The following is a 20319-nucleotide window of genomic DNA, read 5'->3' as shown; positions in this document are numbered from 1 at the left end:
TCGATCACCCGGCGGACTCCGCGAGCCGCGCTTCCAGGGCCTTGATGCGTGCGTCCTGGTCTTGGACGACGGACAGAAGGGCGACGCCAAGCAGGTCGTACCGAAGACCGTCGACCTCGCCGTCCAGGTAGTTCACGAGCCACGGAAGGGTCTTCTCGACCTCCTCCGCGATCAGCCCGACCTCGCCCTTCCGTCCGGGTTGCCCGTCCTCCGGCTTCCGGTCGTAGACAACCGGGCGCAGGGCGAGCACGTCATCGGGGGCGACCTCCTGATCGCGGACGTTCTCCTTGAAGCGGATCGAGGAGGTGTTTCGGCAGAAGCCGCCGTCGCCACGGACCCACACGGCGTAGTACGTGCCGGAGCCGGAGACGCCGCGAGCGTGTGGCTGTTTCGAGCCGTTCGCCCAGGCGATCGTGTCGCCGGCCTCCAGGTACGAGCCGTGCGAGTGGCCCGACGGAGGGAATGTGGTCGGCTTGCTCGTGATCGACGCCCACGAGTGTGAGTGCGTCGCAGGGGCGAACGTCGAGGGCTTGCCGGAAATCGAATCCCAGTCGTGCGTGTGGCTTGACGGAGGGAACGTGGTCGGCCTGCCGGTTACTTCAGCCCAGCCGTGGGAGTGGGCGGCCGGAGCGAACGTGGCTGGACGGCCGGAGATGTTCGACCACGTGACCACGGGGGCGAGGTCTACCCAGGACGTTCCGTCCCAGTATTCCCACCCCATGGTGTTTCGGTTCAGGCCGAGTTGGGCGACGCGCGGCGTCATCGGCCGGGTATTCGTCGTCCATGTGCCGACGCGCGATCCGGAGTAGCGCCGCGCTTCGATCACCGCGTCAGCCGCGATGTTCGTGACGCCGGGGGAGACGCGCACCAGTCCAAGCGACAACTCGAAGATGTCGGTATCGGTCTGAGTGGGCTCGATGGCGGCACCGCCCGCTACGCCCTTGAGCACGGCAAGGTCGATGCGGTTCGCTGCCGGGTCGAGGCGCAGGACAATGCGGTCGCGTCGCTCGGCGCTGTCGGGTGCGGCGATGTTCAGGGCCTCCACTGCGGTGGAGAAGAAGGCGTGCCCCCGCAGGATCGCGAAGCCCGGCTGCACGAAGACCTTCATGCCAGACCCGTCCGCGTAGACCTTGAGATCGAGGCCGTCAGCTGTGCCGACGACTCCGGAGTCCTGGAACTCACGGAAGAGACGGCTGTACTGGGATTCGGTCGCGGTCTGCCCATCGAAGGGGTACGAGCTTTTCGCCACTAAGCGGGTCCTTCCTGTGGCAACGGAAAGGCCCCCGCTCATGTCGCGGAGGCCGGTGGTAGGGAGGGGAAGTCAGACGGTCGAGTCCTCGGCGAACCGCAGCGAGGGGAACATGGACTCCAGGTCGCTGGGCAGGGCGCCGCGGATCGCAGCGATGGCTGCCCGCAGGATCGCTTCTCGCTCCGGTGCGGTGAGATCGGGGTAGGAGGCGTAGGGCTCGCCGATGGTGATCGTCACCGTGCCGTACACCTTCTGGTACTCGCCGGTCTGGTGGAACGGGACGGCGGCGGAGATGGCTTTCACTCACGGGCCTTTCGTTATGCCACGGCAGCCCAGAAGCGGTTCGCGCCGTTGAGCATGGAAGAGACAGAGATGGAGGCGGGGGCGGTGGCGGCGCCGGAGGCGTAATAGCCGAACCGCTTCACCGTGTTGAGGCCGAAGAAGTTCGGTGGGGCTCCGGCTGACGACTCGGCCGCCAGGAGCATCGGACCGTCCCCGGCCGAGGTGCTGTACTGCATGCGCCAGGCGATGAAGTAGACACCTGGGGCGAGCAGGGTTGGCGAGGCGAGGGGCGAACTGATAGCGGCGCCACCTCCGTTGTGGACCTCGGCGGGCTCGTAGGTGGCGGTGGACAGGTCTCCCGTCGCGGCAACGCGGTTGCCGTTGGCGTCGTAGAGCGCGGCCCAGGAGCCGGAGGTCAGGCCGCCCGCATAGCCGGTGGCGTGCCAGGCGATTCGGCTCACCGGCGCGGACTGGCGGAGACGTACGGCTGTGACCCGGATTGGGCCGGAGCCAGGGAAGAGACCGGTGGAGTTGGCCACCGCTGGATCGAAGGCCCACGCGACCAGGCCGTGATCCTCCGGGCCCCATTCGTTCAGCAGCGTCTCTGGGAGCTGGGCGGCCGGCACCCGGCCGGAGGGGTCAAGTGCTGCGACTCCGTTCGCCGCCCCGCGCGACGACACAGCGAGAGCGCCGACGTTGGCTGCGGTGAGGGTGATGGACGCGGCACTGATGCCGCACACCGACTGAACGACTCCGGGCGCTCCGGCCGGGCCCTGGGGTCCGGCTGCGCCTTGGGGCCCGGTTGGTCCGATGGGCCCTGCGGGGCCGGTGGCTCCCGTGTCGCCTCGCGGTCCGGGCTGGCCGGTGTCGCCTTTCGGCCCCTGGACGCCGGATGCTCCAGTGGGGCCGACAACTCCCTTGTCCTCCGGGGCGGGCCACACAGTGAGGCTCATCAGATCACCTCCACGCCGCTGATGTGGGTATGGGCCTGGGCGCCGCTGCCCTGGATCTCGATCGTGTCGCCCGAGGTGAGCACCTGCCGGAGGTCGAGGGTGAGGACACCGCTCGGCGCGATGCCGACACCCGAGAGGAGGGGCACCCCGCCGAGCCGCACAGTCACACTCGCGCTTGCCGTGGGCGAAGGGTTGGTGGCGACGATGTTCGTCACGACGGCGAGACCGGCATTGGGGACGGTGTAGGCCGTCGACATCGCGGTGGGCATCGCCGCTCGAAAGAAAGCCTTCGGCGTATTCGCCACTACCACGCTCCCATGAGACTCATGACGGGATCTGCCCCGCCTCCTTCTGTGTTGCGCTCCAGGGCGGAGACGCGGTTCTCGGTGCTCTGCGCGCGCTTGGCCGCCAGGGCGTTGGGGTTGAAGCCGGTCGGGTCACCGAGGAGTGCTCCGGCTTGGAACCCGGAGTCGTTGGCCTTGATGACCATGCCGGTTACGGGCGCCGTCAGTTCCTGGCCGCCAGCGATGACGCTCACGCGGTCGCCGAGGGCCCAGTCGACGCCGAACTCGGCTGCCGAATCTTCAACCGGCACTGCTTGCACAGCAGTTGATGTGAACCCTTGGTCAGCCAGGACCTCGTTGCCGGCCTGCGTCAGCTCGTCGAGGTTGTCGGTGTTGCGCTGGTCGACGAACCTCTCAATTCGTCGGCCCCAGTCGGCTTCGGCGCCGATCGAGGTCTCGTTGTCGACCGGCACGAAGGTGCGGTCTGCTTGTTGGCCTTGGCCCGCGACGATGACGCGCGTGGCACCAGGGGTCGACACCGAGACGCGCTGGCCTGCGAGGGTGCCCGCCAATACGTCGAGGCGGACCTCCTTCGTGCGGTCGGCGATCTGGTACGTCTCGAAGACGAGGCGTGTGCCGCGCTGGACGATGCGGAAGCCCAGATCGGCAACGACCGCGATAGCCGTCAGCAGCTCACCGAGCGGGGGGAACCGAGCCGACTTGGAGATGGAAGGGCCCCGGCCCTGGTCCGGCCCCATGGCCAGCCCGGCTCGCCGCCGAGCGGCCGGTGCCGCTGGTCCGCAGTTTGCGCTGACGTACGCGTGCATCAGGGACTCGGCCGGGCCCGTGCGCTCGTCGTGGCCAGTGGACTGCTTGGTCACGTCGGGGTTGGACGGCTCGGGCCAGGCAAGCATGTCCGAGAGGATCACCGTGTCGGAAACACCATCGAAGACGATGCTGCCGTGTCGGTCCTCCGGGGTGGCCGCGTACTCGGACGAGGTGACCGGCCCGGACATCAGCACATCACCGGGGCCGGTGATGATGAGGCCGGAGCCGGGAACCCGAAGAACGTCGGCGAGCGGGTGTTCGCTGGCCAAGGTCAACTTCCACGTGCCGACGTTGTTGTACTGGTCCTGGATCTCTAGCGACAGGTCTTCCGGCCGGATCAGACCGAGGCGGGTCAAGGACTTGTCGCGGACCTCGACCGTGAGGTCACTGAGCTTCAGTTCAGATCACCATCCATCGGCGCGGCCTCCACGAGCACACGACCTTGGAGGCCGCGGTGGTGTCGAGGAGGCTCACGCTCGCGGTCGACGTGCCAGGGGGCACGGTCCAGAAGCGGGGGGCCGACGCCAGGTCGGCGTACCGGTTGGCCCCGGTGCCGTCCTTCACGGCTCCGGCCCGTACGTCCACGATCAGCTTCTCCGTGGCGGAGAGCGTGCCGTGCCACTGGAGCGTCTCGCCAGTCGGTGAGACCACGGTCAGTTCGCGGCCTGGTCCGTACACCTCCCACTTCGGGTAGGCGTCAGCGTCGCCGATGTTGTCGAGCTGCACTTCGCCGATCGCCTGCGAGGCCGCGAGGGGCAGGGAGACAAGCGACGAGAGGAACGGCTGACTGCCGGGATCGCCACCCACGGTTTGGGTGGAGACGGTTCCGGCGGTGAAGTACGGGTCCGGAGCGCGGAAGGAGATGACGGTTTGCAGGTCGTTGCCGTTGCTGAGCTCGATGTCTCCGCCGCCCGTGCGGTACACGGGTGTCGTCCAGCGAACGCCCTCGTCGTCGACCAGGACGAGGGAGCACTCCCCGGCCACCGCCCGCGCGAGACGAGAGATGAGCTGCCGCAGGTGCTTCCTGTCCCGGCCCACGATGTCGAGAGGCATGTCCAAGTCGCGGGAGAGGACCCGCTGACCTCGAAAGCGCGAGCCGTCCCCCGCGCCCTCCAGCCACTGTGCGGACACGGAGGGCAGGCCGAGGCCGGTCAGCCCGGCCGTAGCCTGGAAGCCCGAACCCTGCCCTGCCACTCCGTTCAGATCGAGCGCGTCACGCTCGGTTTGCAGTAGGAGTGCAGTCACTCACCACCCCACCATTCGTGCGCGGCCGGTCGCGGCGAACAGCTCCTCTTCGGAGCTGAGCGACGCCCCTGGGGCCGCGTAGTAGTTGAGAACCTTGGTCACCGCGCCAGAGGAGCCCGCGCCGAGTCCGTGTGACACGGCGGCCGAGACGGAGCGGGCGGCGCTGGCGTAGTCCGCCGAGCCGGGGCGGGCCGTGATGGCGTCGACAGCCTTGGCCACGCGGTCGGACTCGCCTTCGATGCCCTTGGCGAAGCCCTGGCCGACGAAGCCGCCGAGCTTTGCGAATACGCGCGAGGGCGAGTGAATGCCGAGGCTCTTCTTGATCGCCGCCACCATGGCATCAGCGATCTTGAGCATCTGCTTCTCGATGGACTTCTGCTGTGCCTCCAGGCCCTTGACCAGGCCCTCGGCTATGGCGATGCCGTTGGCGTACATCGCGTCCGCGGCGGTCTTGCCCGCCTGCTTGCCGTACTTCGCGAGTTCGTCTTGCAGACGGTTGATCTCGGCGATGCCGTCCTTGCCGGCCGCCGCGATCGACTCGGCCGCAGAGAGCCCTGCCTCCGGCCCGGCACTGGCGATCTGGTCGATGGCCGTCTGATTCAGACCCTTGGCCTTCAGATCGGCCAGAGCACGCGCGAACCGCTTGGCCTGGTCGACTGCCGTTTGCAGGCCGGTGACGATGCCCTGGAACGTGGAGTCCTCGAAGCGGGTCACATTGCCCGTGTCGACGATCTTGTCTGCCACGCGGGACGCGTAGTCCGCGGCCTCCTCGCGGAGCTTGTCGAGCTTGTCACGGGCGGCTTCGAGCTTCTTGGCTCCGCCATCCCACTGGGCTGCGAGCTTCAGGAGCTGGGCGCGGTCTCTGTTGATCCGGTCCTTCAGGCCCTGAGAGGCGTTCGCGGGGATCTGCGCCGTGAGGTCGTTGAGCGCCGCCTTGACGCTGTCGAACTCCGACTCCAGCCCCTTGACCAGGCCCTTGATGATCAGCCGACCGGCGTCATAGAGGAGTACGGCGTCCTTCGGTGCCGGTCCCTTCCAGTCGGTCAGCTTCGAGGTCAGCTCGCCGAGCTTGTTCTTGACCGCGCCGAACATGGATTTGATGCCGTCGATCAGGCCCCGGATCAGCGCCTTGCCTGCGCCGACGAGTGTCGAACCGAGGTTGCTCAGCGCGTCCTTGGCCCTGCCGGGCAGTTGTCGGACGAACCCGATCGTCTCGGTGATGCCCGTGGAGATCGCCCGGCCGAGTGCGGACATTGCCCTACCGGCCACGTCCTTGATCGCCGACCAGCCCGCAGAGAACAGGCTGCCGAGACGGGACATCATCGAGCGGCCCAGGTTGGCGAGGAACGAGCCGAAGGAGCTGAAGCCGCTGGTGATGGCCGACCAGGCGGACTTGCCGAACTCCAGGACGGCCTTCCAGCCCGCCTTGAACGCGGCGCCAATGGCCTTGAGGCCCTTGCCGGCCGCGCCGAGGATGCCGACGCTCAAGAAGGTCTTGAACGCGCCGAGGATGGTGTCCCAGATGCCCTTGACGAAGCTCCAGATGCCGGACCAGAACTGAGACCAGCCCTCCTTCAGCGTGCTGAAGTTGCCGGTGAACAGGCCCTCGATCAAGCCCCAGGCGATCTTCAGGACGCCGACGATGGTGTCCCAGACACCCTTCACGATCTCGACCAGGCCCTCGAAGACCAGGGCAACGCCGTTGACCGCGTCGACCAGCGTTTTGGCCAACAGCTCGACGATGAACTGGATGACCGGCACGAGGACCGGCATCAGGATGTTGACGACCTTGAGCAGGGCGTCGAATACCGGCTGGAGCGCTTCGAGCAGTCGCTGAATCGCGTCAGCCAGTGGCGGAAGAACCGACTGGATGACCTCGCTCAGCATCGGCAACAGCGGCTGGATGACCGCCGTAATGATCTGTAGCGCGACCTGGATGATCGGCTGGAGTGCCGTCAGTACCTGTTGGAGGGCCTGCGACAGGACCGGAAGGATTGGCGCCAGCGCGGACGCCAGGGTCGACACGAGCGGCGCGAGTGCCGAGAAGATCTGCGCGAAGAGCTGCGCGATGATCGGCAGGATCGGCGCGAGCGCGCTCACGAGCTGGGCGATGACTGGCGCCATCGCCGTGACGATCTGCCCGAACGCCTCGGCGATGGTCGGCAGGATGCCGCTCAGCGACTGGAAGGCACCGTTGAGCGCTTGGCCGATCACCGGGACGAGCTGCGTCAGGACTGGCGCGATGGCCTGGATCGCCTGCGTCAGCGCACCACCGAGGAGCTGGATGATCGGCGTGATCGACGGCGCCAGCGCCGTGAACGCATTGGCCAACGGAACGAGCGCGGCTGCGATCAGCGGGCCGAGCATCGCGGCGAACGCGCCGATTACCTGCATCAGCGCGCCGAGCGCCTGGCCCAGAGGGGCCATGGCCGGGGCGAGGGCCTCGACGGCAGTCTGAATGCCGTTGAACATCGCCTTGACGCCCTCGGTCACAGCTGGCTGCGCCAGTGCTGAGGCGACCGCGTCCAGGGCAGTGCCGATGATCTCGCCGACCTGCGGCAGAAGCTCCGTGAGAAGGTTGCCGAGCTCAGCGAAGAGGTTCTTGACCGCCGGGCCCGACTGGGTGGCGATGGCGTTCATCGCCGTGTGGGCTGCGGCGAAGACGTTGGTCAGGCCGGTCTGGAAGCCCTCGCTGTCCACCGTCGTGTGGATCTTTTCGAGGGTGTCGGCCATCATGCCGAGCGAGGAGCCGCCCGCAGCCTCGGCCGCGCGACTGATGCCGGCGAAAATCCCACCGACGTTGAAGAGGACCGACCCCAGATCCTTGAGGGACTGGATTCCTTCGTCGATCCAGCCCTTGAGCTTGCCGTTCCCCTCACTCTTGGTGAGGAAGTCGGAGAAGCGCTCCGAGATGTCGACGAACCACTGAGCCAGCGACGGCAGGTAGCTGGTGCCGACCTTGCCGAGGACGGCGATGATGTTCGCGAAGGCGTTCGTGCCGCTCGTCGCGATGTTGATCGACGACGAGAGGTCGGTGAACATCTGGTTCAGGGCCGGATCGAGCGCGCCCTGAAGGGACTTGGCGAGACCGCCGAAGAATCCGCCGAGCTGGGTGGCGGTCTTGGCGACACCGGCCGTGAACTCCGGGAGGAGCTCGTCGACCATCGTGCGGATGGGCTCCGCGGCCTTCGCCCAGAAGTTCTCGGAGATGGTGTCCTGGAGCGCCGAGAGCTGGGTCTTGACCTCCGGCAGGACCTTGTTGAAGTCCTTGAACGCGGCGATCGTCGTACCGAGGCCGACCGCCATGCCGCCGAGGAGGCCGGGCAGGAGAAGCGAGGTTGCGCCGATCGAGGCGAGGCTCGACGACAGCGCGGCCAGGTTGCTCGCGGCGGAGAGGCCCCACCCGGCCAGGCCCGCGATGGCCAGGGCCAGTGAGCCGATGACCGGCACGCTCTTGTCCAGGTTCTTGAGGGTGTTGCTGAGCCTCTCGAACATCCGGTTCAGCACGCGGGCACCCGACAGCGCGGCCAGCGCGGTCGCCACCTTCGTGACGGCGGTGCTGTCCAGCTTCGGCACGATCGGCACAGTGCGCGGACGCGTGAGCACCTGGAGCCGAGCGGAGATGCGGGCCCCGGCCCCGTTGGGGATGTCGAGCTCGACCTTGATCTTCAGCGGGCTGAGGTCGTCGGCCCAGTCCTTGAGCTTGTGCTTGACCCTGCGGGCGGACTCCTCGTCAAGCTCCAGCTCGACCTTGCCGGCCGCCTTGAGGTCGTCGACCTTGAAATCGATCTTCTGACTGTTCGCCCGGTGCTGTAGCTCGCGGGCGGCGTTCCGCACAGCGGTCGCCATGCCGTCGGTGCTGATCGTCGTGTAGAACCTGATCTTGCGGGCGTCGGACTGCTTGTTCCGCTTGTTGATCTTCCGGAGCTCCTCGACGAACTCCTTCGACGCACCGCTCATGTCGATCTTCGTTGCGACCGTCAACTTGAGCTGCTGCTCGACGCGTTCGAGCTGACGCTCCGCCCGCTTGCGGAAGTCCGACGTGTCGGGAAGAACCTTGACGGCGACGCGGCCGATGATCTGCCCCGTTGCCAAGGGCTACCTCCGCTGAAAGTGCTTGTAGATCGCGGCCACCGAAGCGGCCCGCTTTCCGGCCTTCGGTTTGGCCTTGGCCTTGATCTGCGGGCGGGGGAACGGCGGGATCTTCGGGGCCTTGCCCTTGCCCCACTGCCCCGTGGCGCGCGTGTTCTGGTTCACCGCGTCGAAGATGTCTGCGGCCATGTGGCGATCGACGCCCCAGCCGAAGTGCTCCCGGCCGCCGGACGCGAGGGCGACGGTCAAGGAGGTGTCAGGCAGCCTCTGCACCAAGGCGAGGACCAACGCGGGCGAGGGCCCGCGGCCTGCGATCACGTCGGCAAGATCAACGCCGTAGTAGAAGCGCAGGTCCGCATACAGGCCCTCGCCGAAGTCGTCGATCAGGTGGCAGAGGCCGAGGCTTCCCCCACCTGGGCACCCTTGCCGTACCGGTCGAAGATCTCGGCTAGGACAGCGAGGTCGCCGCCAACCTCCTTGAGGAGCTTGTCAGCAGCCTTCGGGTGCTCGGCGACGAGACGGATCGCCTCGGACAGAAGCTCTTCCTGGTCAGCGTCCTCGCCGCCCATGCGGTCCTGGAGCTGCGACAGCGCCGTGCGCTTCGCCTTCGGCAGGCGGAGCGGATTGAGGAGGCGAACGGTGTCGTCGCCGAGCTCGATGTCCGTGCTGCCGTACTTGGCCTCGGCGGCGGTGCGGATGTTGTCGAGGGAGAAAGAAGCCATGGGGGTGCGGACCTCCGGAAGTTGGGGCGGACCGAGAAAGGGGAGGGCCCGGTGCGAACGGGGTCCGCGTGCGCTCGCACCGGGGGCTGGGAAGGGGTCAGGCGGCCGGGCCGGTCACCCAGTTCGAGCCGTCCCAGTGCGCCTTCGAGCTGTCGCCGAGCACGACGTGCTGACCGGCAGACCAAGCGCTCGACGGGGTGGCGATCACCGCGCCGAGAGCGGCGAGGTCAACAGGGGCGACGGCTCCGGCCGGGGTGTACGTGCCAGGCGAACCGGCCGTAGCGCCGGTCGCAACCGTTCCGCCGAGCGGAGTCACCGCGTACGTCCAGGAGTTGTTGCCGAGCGTCATCGGCTTCACGCCGAGCGGCAGACCCGCGAGAGACTCGGTGTCCGCAATCGCCATGTCGTCGTTGCGGTAAATCTCCGCCTTGGGGGCGTAGAACGCGAAGTGGTTCTCACCGTCGATGAAGATGGCGAGAAATGCCGACTGAGTGGGCACCGGATCGGCAGGCACGCCGACCGAACCATCCGGAAGGATCGGCGCGTTGGCGCCGAAGTAGAGCTTCAGTCCAGTCGTGTCGAACTGCTGAAGCGTGAAGGTCATGGTCTCAGTACGAGCCGAATACTTCGTTCGCAGAGACTTGTTCTGGAGGGTGCCGATGGTGGTGGCCTCGCCGCCTTCGGACGTGATGCCGAAAACGTCCTCAAGACTCGTGTGGCCAACGGACTGCCACGGGGAAACAGGCACCAGAAGGTCATCGGGCATGGCGGTACCGACCGGCGCGGTCAGGTAATTGCCACTCCCAACGACAAGGGTTGCATTGTCGTTCAGCGCCAAGGGGCGCACTCCTTACTGGGGGATTTCAGGGAGGGGGGTAGGGGCGCGTCCGCGGCTTCCGGATCTGGATGTCGTAGATCGACTCGTAACGCCACACGTCCGTGGGGAGGTCCGCGTACTGCACGGGACCGGTGGCCGTGGCCCAGTCGCTTGCCCGGCGAGGGGATGAGTTCATGTCGACGCGGGTGATGTGCCCCCGGCCTGGGATGACTTGAGGCTTGAGCCAGGCATCCCGCAGGGTGACACGCACGGCTTCGCTCAGGATCGCGGCGTCTTCGTCGCCGTTGGGATCGGGCGCGAAGGCGTTGATCACCACTCGCGCCGAGTCCGTGAAGCGCGTGTCGGCAGACCATTGACCGAAGGACGGATCGCGGCGGATCAGCACCAGAGGAAACTTCTCGTGCTGGTCGATGAGGGACTTCACACGAATGCCCGGCAGACCCTTGCGGAGGATGGCCAGCAAGAGGTCTTCGACGGGGGAGAGCTCGGCGAGGGCCTTGATGTGGTCTGGTATGCCGGCCACTTAGTCGACCTTCACCTTGCCCTTCCTTTTCTTGGGAAGGTTCGATGCAGTGGCCAGGACGTACAGGCCATCCATCTCGGGTACGACGTCCAGGAACTCGTTCCCGTGCTTGTCCTTGCGGACGACCACGGAAGCCTTGCGCCCGTACTCGATCGACATGGCGGCCCTTTGGCCGCGATCGTCGGAGAGGATGACGTACTTGTCGACCTTCCCCTCCTCGATGAGGATTTCCGAATGCCCGTCGGCGCGGTGCTGCTGAAGAATCTCCTCGGCGCGGACGGCAATCTCGAAGGTCCGCGCTTCGAGTTCGGCCTGTACGCCCTCATTCAGGGCGATGACCTTTGAGAGCTTCCTACCGCCGACGCTGTTGTAGATGTTCGCCATCAGGGCCGCTCCCGTATGTCGATGCTCCAGTGACGGGTGCGGCGGTCGCCGTGGTGGTAGGAGGGAGGGGACACGATGTCCCACTCACGGCCGTTGTACTCCACGCGTGACCACAGGGAGACGCCCGTGAGATGGGCATCGACCACCATCCTGGTGACGTTGATCTGCTGCTGACCCGGCACCTCCGCCTTGGAGGAGCGTTGAGGGATGAAGGCCGCCCGAACCGAGATCGGGCCCTCGGGGTCGGCCACGACGACTTTGTTGCCTCGGTTGTCGACGACTTCGACCGTTCGCCAGACGCGCGCCTTCTGGCCGCGTCGTCGTTGCACGCTCACCAGGGGCTCGCTTTGTCAGCGAACAGCGGGAAGGGGTCGCCGCCGTAGTCGACGGGGACCGAGGACCGGCCGGGGCGGAGCCGCGTACCCCAGGCCGAGACGGGGACGCTGCTGAGACCTCGCCTGCGACCGGCTAGCTCCTCAAGGAGCCGGATCTCCTCGCGCGTGAAGTAGATGGAGCCCGCGTCGCGACCGATGTCCGACCAGGCGAGCGTCTCGTCTCCCGCCCGGCTCTGCGTGTAGCCGTTCGGGTTGCGCATGTACCTCGCCGCGGACTTCAGCACGAGCGTCTTCACCAGGCGAGGAGCCGTGGCCTCCGGCCACTCCCGCCCGTACGTCACCGCCAAGTCGGAGGCATCCTCCAACGCCGCTGAGGCGATGCGGAGTTCGTCCTCGTCCAACTCCCAGTCGAGGCGGCCCTTCAGCTCGTCGAGCGTCGCGTACGCCACGTCTCAACCTCCTTTCGGGCAGACCAAGCAGGGGCCGGCACACATGGCACCGGCCCCTGCGCCGCGGGGGTCAGGCGTTGGCCGGGTCGTCCTCCGGCTTCGGGCCGGTCGGAGTCCAGACCTTCGCGTCAGAGACACCCGTGATCTTGGCCAGCTCGGAGGCGGCCTCGGGGTAGTCGCTCTTGCCGTCGAGGGAGAGCTTGATCCCGCGCACGAAGTGCTCCTGCGTCGAGATGATCTCCTTCTCGGCGGCGTCGTCCCAGCCGACAAGGATGTCCGTCACGGAGCGGAAGCCGTTGTACGTGTTCACGACCGAGCGGTCCTGGAGGTACAGCGAGTCGTAGTCGCGAATCCAGCGGAGAGCGATGCCCTCGAAGCTGGTGGTAGCGCCATACGGAACGGACTGCGGGACGCTCGGGGCGCCGGACAGGAAGATGAAGGCGCTGGAGGCGAAGGCGTACGCGGCGTCGCTCGGAATGGTCTGGTCGACGACGATCCGGAAGCCGAACCGCTCGCCCAGCGTTGCGGTGCGAAGCGCGGACTCAGCCTCCGAATCGCCCACGTTCTGCGCCAAGTTGAGCTTCTCGTCGTTCAGTAGCGCCGACTCGAAGTCGGAGCCGACCAGGAGATAGCGGCCCTCGCGCGGGGCGTGGAAGGCGTTGAGGACGCGTCGGGCCTCGATGAGCGCGGAGCGGAGGTTCTGGGCCGCGTTGCCGATGGTGACGTTGTACGCCTGGCCGGTCAGGGTCTTCACCGCGCGGCGCTGAAGGCCGCGGGAGACCGCCTTGACCTGCGGGCGGAGCAGCTTCGACCACTGGTCGATATCGAAGTCGTTCTGCTCGTCGGTCAGCTTGACGGCACTGTAGGAGTTGCCGCCGAAACTCACAGCGATCTTGCGCTCGCTGTACTCGTCGAACTGGATCGGCTGACTGCGGTCGTTGCGCCACGCGTAGTCGTGGAACGGCAGGATGCCTTCGACCTTCATGGAGATGGTGTCGTTCTCGGCGCCCTTGAAGGCGTCGAGTCCCTGCTTCTGGAACAGGTTCGGGATGATCAACTCCTGTTCGAGCATCCCGACTGCGGTGTTCACGAGCTTCTGCGGCTTGACGACCTGGTGCTGTGTGGTGGGCAAAAGAGCTACTCCGGGGGCATGGGGAAACCCCCGGCCGGTCGGCTCGGGGGTTAGGGGAAACGCTTCTTCATGGCGCTAAACGCGCCGAGTGCGGCGAGCGAGCTTGCGCGGGTCCATCTCGCCGTCGTCCTCGTCGGACGGATTCAGGCCGCCACCGAGAGACGGGGGAGCCTTCGGGGCGAGCAGCACTTGAAGCGCCTTCGCGTCGCTCTCCAGCTCTTCGGGCGTCTCGCCGCGCAGACGGGAGGCGAGCTCGTCAGGGAGGTCGAACTTCCGGGCGACCGAGCCGACGAGGACCGAGCGTTCGAGCTCGGCGTTCTTTGCCTTGACCTCGGCGAACGCGGCCTCGAACTCCTCCGGCGACTTCGCCTCTGAGAGCTTCGACTCGGCATCACGGAGCCGCGTGCGGTACGAGGCGGCCTCGCCCCGTACCTTGGTCAGTTCCTTGCGTGCCCACTCGGGGAGGTCGCTTTCCGAGGCGCCGGCCTGCGGCTCCGGGGAGGGCGATTCGTCCTGGAACTGCTCGTTCTCGCTGGCCTGCTCGTCGGTCGGGGCAGGGGTCTGTTCGGACACGGGTCACGCCTCCTGGGCTGTGGTCGTGGATCGCCGCGCCTCCTGGGCTGCGGCCTTGTGCGCTTCGCGCTGCTTTTGGCGGATGAAGCGCCGCCAAGCGCTCACTGCGGCCTTGCCGCTGAGTCCTCGGGTGACCTTGGGCCACAGGGCCTCGTACTCGCGGGACAGGGCGAACAGCTCGGATGAGCCGTACTGCTGCCAGGAGAAGACCGGCATCGCGTAGCAGTGGCAGTTGTCGTGATAGCGGTCGCCGTCCGCGAAGGTGGCGGACTCGCGGCTCTTGTAGACCGGGCCCCGACTGATCAGCATCGCGCACCAGCCGCACGGCGTCCCTGTGCGCGACAGCCGGACGTACCCGAGGGAGCGGCGATCACGCCGCATGTGGTTCCACGTCGTTGACCGGCCGCCGTTCATCGCAACTCGGCTGGCTGCTGCGGCCTGTTGAGCGCCTGCCTGCTGGTGAGCCTCGGCGCGCTGGCGATCGGCGTCCTTCGCGGCCTGCTCGTCGTCGACCCGGGACAGCCGCCGGTCGAGGTTCTGTGTGCCGAGCGCATCCAGGACCGTGCGGAGTTCCTCCTCCGCCTCCCGCTCGATGCGCTCCTCTTCCTCGCGGAGACCGTCGAGCTCTTCGACGAGCACCCTCTCCCAGTCGTCGTCTCCGTCGCCGAGCTCCGGACCGTCGTCGACCTTGGGCGCCTCCGGGGCATCCTGATCGGCGGGGCCGGACTCATCATCACGGGCGGACGAGGCTTCCCCGGACTCGCCGGTCGCGGCCCCGCCCGCCTGATCGTTGCCGGGTGAATAGGTGCCAGCCAGCGCGGCGAACTCCCGCCGGAGGTCGCCGAGCGTGACGTGCGTCGGCTCCGGGTGGTACGGGTCGGCGACGGTGCGGCCCGTCTGAAGGGCGCGGGCGAGCCGGTAGTAGGCCCGAGCGAGGTCGCGCGACATGCGCCTCCTCGACATGACCAGCGTGATCGCCTTCCGCAGCCAGCCCGACGCCGTAGCCGCGCGCTGCGCGGCCGGAACCTCGTTCCACAGGGACAGGGCCTCGACCGTGGTCTTCGCGCCGATCTGGCTCAGCGCGACATGGAAGGCCACTGATGCCCGATCGGTCTCCGCCTGCCGTGCGGCACTGGTCATGCCGCAACCGCCGCAGGTGCGGCCGGGACTTCAGGTGTGGCCCGGGTCAGTGCGGTGGCCAACTGTCCTACCGAGTCGTCCTCTTCGGCCGTCCGTTCCCAGTCCTCAAGCTCGGTCTGCGTCACGCCGGGAACGCGTCGCCACAGGCCACGGGCGGGAATGCCGAGCTGCTCGCGCAGCTTGCCGAGCGCATCGGCTGCCTGAGCCAGGGACCGCGACTCCATGTCGCGCCAGATGACCTCGCCCTTGAAGTCGATGGCGGAGTGGCCGGCCAGTTCGGCGGCCAGGCGGAATACCCTCTCCCAGCTCTCCCCGAAGGCCGTACGGAACTCGGCGATCTTGCGGCTCAGGGCCGTCTCGGCAGCAAGAAGGGCCTCGGCCGACAGGTTCGCGATCTGGCCGAGTAGGTGGTGCGGTGGGGTCTGGCTGACTGCGGCCAAGTGCCTTATGGACATGTCCACGCTGTCGATGAACCCGCCGAGCGGAGTCTCGTCGAGGCTTCCGAAACGAACGTCCGGGTCCTCGGCGAAGAGGAACCGGCGCGCGTTGTGGTTGATCGGCAGGGGGATGGGGTTGCCCTGCGCGTCGAGGACCGGTTCGCCCGTTTCGAGGTCGCGCTGAATAGGCGGCGCCATCCCCGTGGCCGTCCGGACCTTCACCGAGGCGTACGTCTGCGCAACAAGCAAGTCGAAGATCGTCTGATTGATTCGGTCTTGCAGGGCGATCATCGGCTCGATCACTCCGAGCGTCCGCCCCTCAAGGTCGACGAGGGAGGCGAACCGGGTCACCGGACACTCCGACGAGCCGTGCCTCCGCAGCGGGGCGACCGTGATGCTCTTCTCGTCGTCCAAGCCGCGGAACGTCACGGCGTACTCGTGCGCGGCATCCCACATCCGCGCCTTGCCGCGCGTATCGCCCGACGGCCAGGCCGTGACCGTCAGCGCCGCGTGCGGGGTGTCATCATTCGCTGGGTCCTCGTACAGAGCGGCCGTCCGGAGCGCGGACAGCCCCTTCGTGCGCACCAGTCCGTCCTTGTCGTCCCGCTCGGTGACGGTGAAGGCGTGGCCGTACGCCAGGGCTCCGCGATAGACGGCGGCCTGGCGCGCGTCGAGACGCGACCGCTGCCAGTGCTCCCACTCCGGCGAGGTCGTCTCGACCTCGGCCGGCAACCCGTCCTCGGTGCTGCCCGGCCGGAACCCGTCGACATACAGGGCCTGGGCCGGGGTGCCGACGAGCAACGGCATCCAGTTCGAGACCGAGCGGCGCGCGAGGAGTCGGTACTCGTCGTCGGCCTGTGGCGGCATGTACGGGTCGTCATGACGGCCGTGGAGGTAGTCGTCGACCCGCTTCAGTCGGTCGCCGTCCCGATTCAGGATGGCGAGGAGCTGCCGCGCGAGCGCGGCGGGCGAAACGGAGGCAGCCAAGAGACACCACCCTTGCTAAGATCTCGCATTCGGTTAAAGGAAAAAGCCCCGGCCGGTCCGCTTGCGAACCTTCTTGCCACGGGCGCGCAGATCGACCAGGGCCTCGTGCGCGAGCATCAGCGCGGCGTAGGCGTCGATCTTCCTGGGTGACTCGCGGCGCTCCTTGCCGAACGAGACTCCGTAGTTGTTGGTGCGGCGCATTGCGTTCAGCGAGTGTCGGCGGAGCTTGCGGTCGCCGTCGTGTTTGAGCTTGCGGTCAAAGACCGAGCGCATCAGCCGTTCGTGCGCGAGCGTCGACAGCTTCAAACTGGAGCGCATGTCCCAGCCGATACGGTCCTTGCCCGGCGCCTTCACGGCCAGGCCCTCGCCGTACGTGGCGTCCCACTCGGAGATGTACGACTCCCACAGCGCCACGTCGGCGTAGAAGCCCTGCACCTCGAACACACGGAACGCCTCATGCACGGCCGAGTCGACCCGCTCACGGGGGACGATCCAGCCGTCACCCTTCGGACCGTCCGGCTTCTCCCACAGACCGAGGATGAAGGCCGCCATGTCCTTCGTACGGAGCGCGACCAGAGCGGTCGCGTCGTCCGTCTTGCCGCCGTCGAAGCCGAGCGTGATCTCGTCACCAGGCTGGAGCAGCAACGTCTCGTCGCGGAGCACATCCCATTCGGCCGGGCCGTACAGGGCATCCTCGGATGCAACGATCTGGTTCAGCCACATCCGTCGCGAGCGGCTCGGCGCCATCGTCGTATCGAGGATCGACTGAAGGATCGTCTCGACGCGCAGCCACACCGCGTCACCGCGGATCTTCGGCAGGACAATGCGCATGGCTTCGGGCGTCAGAGGGGTCGCGGGGTGCGCCTCGATCGAGTCGTACATGAAGCCGACGTCCACGGCCCGGCCGTCGAGGATCTTCTCGTACGCCTCGCGCATCTTCTCGGCGACGCTGTCCTCCCCGGGGAGGTAGGCGTTCGTGATCGCGAGGTAACGGCTGTCCTTCTTGGTGGCGTTGCCGTCGATCGTCTCGTACATGCGGTCGCCGTTGTTGCCAGTCACCCAGTGGTGCGTTTCGTTGAGCACCGTGAACGTGACTCGGCCGCCCTCAAGGGCTCGGAACGACGAGGTGACCGCTTCGAGCCTCTGCCGGCCGCCGTTGGCGCGGATCAGCTCGGCCCCTGCCTTGATGCCGTACGTCTCGATCATCTTGTCCGAGATCAGAGACGGCATCAGGGTCATGGTGTTGCGAGTCTGGTCGCGGGACACGGCTGCGATCTGCACCCACGCCTGGGGATGTGGGACGCCGACCGGCTGTCCGCTGTCCCAGTGGGAGAAGCGGGACGGCCCGACGAACTCAACCAGGGAGATCACTGCGAGGAGGGGGTCCTTACCGGGTTAGCCCCAGCCCTTGAGCCGTTGAAGGACGCCCTTCCGGTGTGTGAACCGGCCGGACTCGTCAACGGCGTACCAGTGAAGAACGAAGCGGAGCTGCTCGCGCGTGAAGCGCCAGGGCCCGCCGTCCTCGGCCTTCAGGTACTCGGCGCACCATCCGGCGATCTGCCACCCGAGGGTGTGCTCGGGCAGCTTCCACGCGCCATCAGGCTCGCGCTGCCAGGTGGGGCCAAGGAAGGACGGTTCGAGGGCATCGATCTCTTCTGCTGTCAGGGCTGCGATGGGTCTCACCCCCTCGGGTAACTCAGGGGGAGCGGCGGTCAGTCGAGGCCGAGATCCCGCTTGTAGTCGGCGATGGCGAGTACAGCAGCGGACTGTTCCTCTGCCTCGGGCTCGTGAAGCTCGATGCGCACACGACGCCGGTCGCCTTCGGTAACGAGAAGCCGTTCAAAGGCCGAATAGATGGTCTGAAGCATCTGGCCGGAACGTTTGCCAGCCTTCTTGTAATAGCTGAGGTCTTCGCACAGCGAGTAGGCGAAAGCCCAGTCGCTGTTCTGGTAGAAGTCGGACTGGCCGGAGGACTTCAGCGAGTCCCACAGGCGCTTTGCGATCGGGTGCCAATTCCGGTCGGCATTGGGGACCTTGACGTCTCGGAGGACACCCTTGGTCACCGACTGGACATCACTACCCTTGCGTTCGCGGGGGCGGGCGAGATCCGCCTCGCGGTTCGGTACGGGGCCAGGGATCTCGCCCACCTCCTTTCAAGTCAAGGGCCCCCGAGGGAGGGGAGACCTCGGGGGCCGGCGCGGCTCAACAGGCTCGAAGCCCAGAGCTCTGCGCGCTCACAGCAGGCCCGGATGAGACTCGGTCCTGCGGAACTTGCGGTCTTGGCGCCGACGTACGGCAGCCTTGACCGTGGCTCCCTCTCGGGAGGACTTGACCCGGTGATGCCACCCGCAGAGCGATGTCAGGTTGGCCTCTCGATGGTCGTCACCGGGTCGAATGTGGTCCACGTCGGTGGCTGGCTCGGCACACCGCACGCCGTATTGGTCTCTGGCTGTGCACTCATGGCCGTCGCGGTTCAGGACGCGGCGCCGAATCTTCTCCCAGTTCGCTGGCAGACGTTCTCTTCGACTTGAAGTAGACCAAGCCAACTTCCCTCCCTATTACTTGACATTCCTCAAGGAGGAGAGCAGCGGCGAAGGTCTTCTCCGAGGGGCCCCGAAGGGGCCAAAGGGAGAAAGTCGCAGCGGCGAAGGAGATTCGATCTGTGGGCCCCGAAGGGGCCCCAATGGGCGAGGAACTTAATTCGCTCAAGCCTCTACTTATATATACGGAGCGGTGGCTTCTTTTCGGAAAGGAGCCAGCAGGTGACGCCCGTCACATCCGATGGCGAGATCTTGGCTCAGTCGTCACCGTGCTGGACATGCAGTCAAAGTATCGCGTAGGTTGCGCAGCATCCAAGCAAACGGCCCCGGGTCGTAGGTGCGCGAACACCTCGCCGGGGCCGACACCGAGAGGGGTTGTCTCTCGATGCGCGTGCATCGTAACCGCCACGACCACGCCTTCGTGGTCGTGCCCAACCAGGCCGCACGGCATAAGAAGCTGTCGCTGGTCGCCCGCGGCCTACTCGTCACGCTCCTGTCCATGCCCGACGACGCGAAGGTCACTGTCGAGTCACTCGCCGACGCCGTAGAGGAAGGGCGGGCAGCCGTCTCCAAGGCGTTCCGGCAGCTCGAAGCAGCGGGCTACTTCCGCCGCGAGCGCTTCCAGAACCCCAGCACCGGCACGTGGTGCACGGAGACCCATGTCACCGATCTTCCGACTGACCACATTCCGGCGGTCGGTAAGCCGGACGGTCGGCCCATCGGCGGCTCTCCCAAGGGAGAAAAGAACCAGGGGAAGAACCTCCTCCCCGACCCCTCCGCCGCTGACAGCGAGGGCACCAAGCAGGCCAGGGCCCGCGAGGAGGAGGAAGTCCCCAACACCAAGCACAACCCGGCAGACGCCGAAACCGGCCGAGCCGCCCAGGCGCTCGCCGCACTCGGCGAAGCCGACCGGCGCCTGAAGCTCAGCACCAGCGAAGTGCTCCGCCTGGCCCCGCTCGCCGCCGCCTGGCTCACCGAGGGCCACAGCGCCCTGAAGATCACCAACGCCTTGACCACCCGACTCCCTGAACAGGTCGACAGCGCCGCAGCGCTCATCTCCTACCGGCTGAAGAACCAAATGCCCGCCCGGCCGCAGCCGAAGCCGAAGCCTGCCCCGGACACCCGCGCTCGCTGCGAGGTCTGCCGCGCGCCATTCCCGCTCGGCCGCCGAGGCACCGTGTGCGGTGCTTGCCGCGATGAACTCGACCGCGCCGCCGCCTTCCTTGGCACTGACAGCGACACGCCTGCGCCCCAGGTCGACGAAGCCATCGACACCAACACGCGGGGCCGCGCCCTCGTCCGCGCCGCCCTGGCCGCTGCCTGACC

22 protein-coding genes are annotated in these 20319 nt (G+C 67.1%); 1 reads left to right on the top strand and 21 read right to left on the bottom strand.

The window, feature by feature from the left end; translation table 11 throughout:
- Window positions 1-4: 4 nt before the first annotated feature.
- The 21 genes from IEZ17_RS23690 to IEZ17_RS23595 all read right to left on the bottom strand — a co-directional run bounded on the left by IEZ17_RS23690 (window position 5) and on the right by IEZ17_RS23595 (window position 18600).
- The gene (locus IEZ17_RS23690; RefSeq protein WP_067120233.1) at window positions 5-1249 is read right to left on the bottom strand and encodes a tail fiber domain-containing protein; all 1245 of its coding nucleotides are present in this window, start codon (window positions 1247-1249) and stop codon (window positions 5-7) included.
- Window positions 1250-1321: 72 nt separating this feature from the next.
- Entirely contained in the window at window positions 1322-1552 is a 231-nt protein-coding gene (locus tag IEZ17_RS23685) for a hypothetical protein (RefSeq protein ID WP_067120235.1), read from the bottom strand.
- 14 nt (window positions 1553-1566) lie between these two features.
- Window positions 1567-2271, bottom strand: a complete 705-nt coding sequence (locus tag IEZ17_RS23680) for a hypothetical protein (RefSeq protein ID WP_229852600.1) — start codon at window positions 2269-2271, stop codon at window positions 1567-1569.
- Between the two features lie 212 nt (window positions 2272-2483).
- On the bottom strand, window positions 2484-2753 hold the full coding sequence (locus IEZ17_RS23675; RefSeq protein WP_067120239.1) for a hypothetical protein: 270 nt from the start codon (window positions 2751-2753) through the stop codon (window positions 2484-2486).
- Window positions 2754-2788: 35 nt separating this feature from the next.
- Window positions 2789-3994 (bottom strand): siphovirus ReqiPepy6 Gp37-like family protein, encoded by a 1206-nt coding sequence (locus IEZ17_RS23670; RefSeq protein WP_067120241.1) that lies wholly within the window; start codon window positions 3992-3994, stop codon window positions 2789-2791.
- A gap of 1 nt (window position 3995) precedes the next feature.
- Window positions 3996-4841: a phage tail family protein gene (locus tag IEZ17_RS23665; RefSeq protein ID WP_229852571.1), complete on the bottom strand. Its 846-nt coding sequence runs from the start codon at window positions 4839-4841 to the stop codon at window positions 3996-3998.
- On the bottom strand, window positions 4842-8936 hold the full coding sequence (locus tag IEZ17_RS23660; RefSeq protein ID WP_067120243.1) for a hypothetical protein: 4095 nt from the start codon (window positions 8934-8936) through the stop codon (window positions 4842-4844). It lies immediately after the preceding gene.
- Window positions 8937-8939: 3 nt separating this feature from the next.
- Window positions 8940-9182, bottom strand: coding sequence for a hypothetical protein (locus tag IEZ17_RS23655; protein WP_229852570.1), 243 nt, complete (start codon window positions 9180-9182; stop codon window positions 8940-8942).
- Between the two features lie 134 nt (window positions 9183-9316).
- Window positions 9317-9655 carry a phage tail assembly protein gene (locus IEZ17_RS23650; RefSeq protein ID WP_189303321.1) on the bottom strand — a complete coding sequence of 113 codons (339 nt, stop codon included), beginning with the start codon at window positions 9653-9655 and terminating at the stop codon, window positions 9317-9319.
- A gap of 97 nt (window positions 9656-9752) precedes the next feature.
- Entirely contained in the window at window positions 9753-10493 is a 741-nt protein-coding gene (locus tag IEZ17_RS23645) for a phage tail tube protein (protein WP_067120248.1), read from the bottom strand.
- A gap of 25 nt (window positions 10494-10518) precedes the next feature.
- Window positions 10519-11016, bottom strand: a complete 498-nt coding sequence (locus IEZ17_RS23640; RefSeq protein ID WP_067120250.1) for a phage tail termination protein — start codon at window positions 11014-11016, stop codon at window positions 10519-10521.
- Window positions 11017-11400: a DUF5403 family protein gene (locus IEZ17_RS23635; RefSeq protein ID WP_067120252.1), complete on the bottom strand. Its 384-nt coding sequence runs from the start codon at window positions 11398-11400 to the stop codon at window positions 11017-11019. It lies immediately after the preceding gene.
- Entirely contained in the window at window positions 11400-11729 is a 330-nt protein-coding gene (locus IEZ17_RS23630) for a head-tail adaptor protein (RefSeq protein ID WP_229852569.1), read from the bottom strand. Before IEZ17_RS23630 ends, IEZ17_RS23635 begins: the two co-directional genes overlap by 1 nt.
- Before the next feature lie 2 nt (window positions 11730-11731).
- The gene (locus IEZ17_RS23625; protein WP_189303319.1) at window positions 11732-12184 is read right to left on the bottom strand and encodes a hypothetical protein; all 453 of its coding nucleotides are present in this window, start codon (window positions 12182-12184) and stop codon (window positions 11732-11734) included.
- A gap of 70 nt (window positions 12185-12254) precedes the next feature.
- Complete coding sequence (locus IEZ17_RS23620) at window positions 12255-13316, bottom strand: phage major capsid protein (RefSeq protein WP_229852567.1); 1062 nt, start codon at window positions 13314-13316, stop codon at window positions 12255-12257.
- 75 nt (window positions 13317-13391) lie between these two features.
- Window positions 13392-13889, bottom strand: coding sequence for a hypothetical protein (locus IEZ17_RS23615; RefSeq protein ID WP_189303317.1), 498 nt, complete (start codon window positions 13887-13889; stop codon window positions 13392-13394).
- 3 nt (window positions 13890-13892) lie between these two features.
- Window positions 13893-15029 carry a VG15 protein gene (locus IEZ17_RS23610; protein ID WP_189303315.1) on the bottom strand — a complete coding sequence of 379 codons (1137 nt, stop codon included), beginning with the start codon at window positions 15027-15029 and terminating at the stop codon, window positions 13893-13895.
- Window positions 15026-16453 (bottom strand): phage portal protein, encoded by a 1428-nt coding sequence (locus tag IEZ17_RS23605; protein WP_189303313.1) that lies wholly within the window; start codon window positions 16451-16453, stop codon window positions 15026-15028. Before IEZ17_RS23605 ends, IEZ17_RS23610 begins: the two co-directional genes overlap by 4 nt.
- A gap of 33 nt (window positions 16454-16486) precedes the next feature.
- On the bottom strand, window positions 16487-17824 hold the full coding sequence (locus tag IEZ17_RS23600; RefSeq protein ID WP_229852566.1) for a terminase large subunit domain-containing protein: 1338 nt from the start codon (window positions 17822-17824) through the stop codon (window positions 16487-16489).
- A 24-nt stretch (window positions 17825-17848) separates the two neighbouring features.
- Window positions 17849-18136: a hypothetical protein gene (locus tag IEZ17_RS42725; RefSeq protein ID WP_229852564.1), complete on the bottom strand. Its 288-nt coding sequence runs from the start codon at window positions 18134-18136 to the stop codon at window positions 17849-17851.
- 29 nt (window positions 18137-18165) lie between these two features.
- The gene (locus IEZ17_RS23595) at window positions 18166-18600 is read right to left on the bottom strand and encodes a phage terminase small subunit (RefSeq protein WP_229852562.1); all 435 of its coding nucleotides are present in this window, start codon (window positions 18598-18600) and stop codon (window positions 18166-18168) included.
- A 778-nt stretch (window positions 18601-19378) separates the two neighbouring features.
- Between IEZ17_RS23595 and IEZ17_RS23590 the strand changes: the two genes are divergently transcribed.
- Window positions 19379-20317, top strand: coding sequence for a hypothetical protein (locus tag IEZ17_RS23590; protein ID WP_189303311.1), 939 nt, complete (start codon window positions 19379-19381; stop codon window positions 20315-20317).
- Window positions 20318-20319 lie beyond the last annotated feature (2 nt).

The organism is Streptomyces albospinus (assembly GCF_014648695.1).
Classification (GTDB): domain Bacteria; phylum Actinomycetota; class Actinomycetes; order Streptomycetales; family Streptomycetaceae; genus Streptomyces; species Streptomyces albospinus.
The sequence above is the reverse complement of the archived record's forward strand: the minus strand, read 5'-3'. Positions and strand labels throughout refer to the sequence as shown.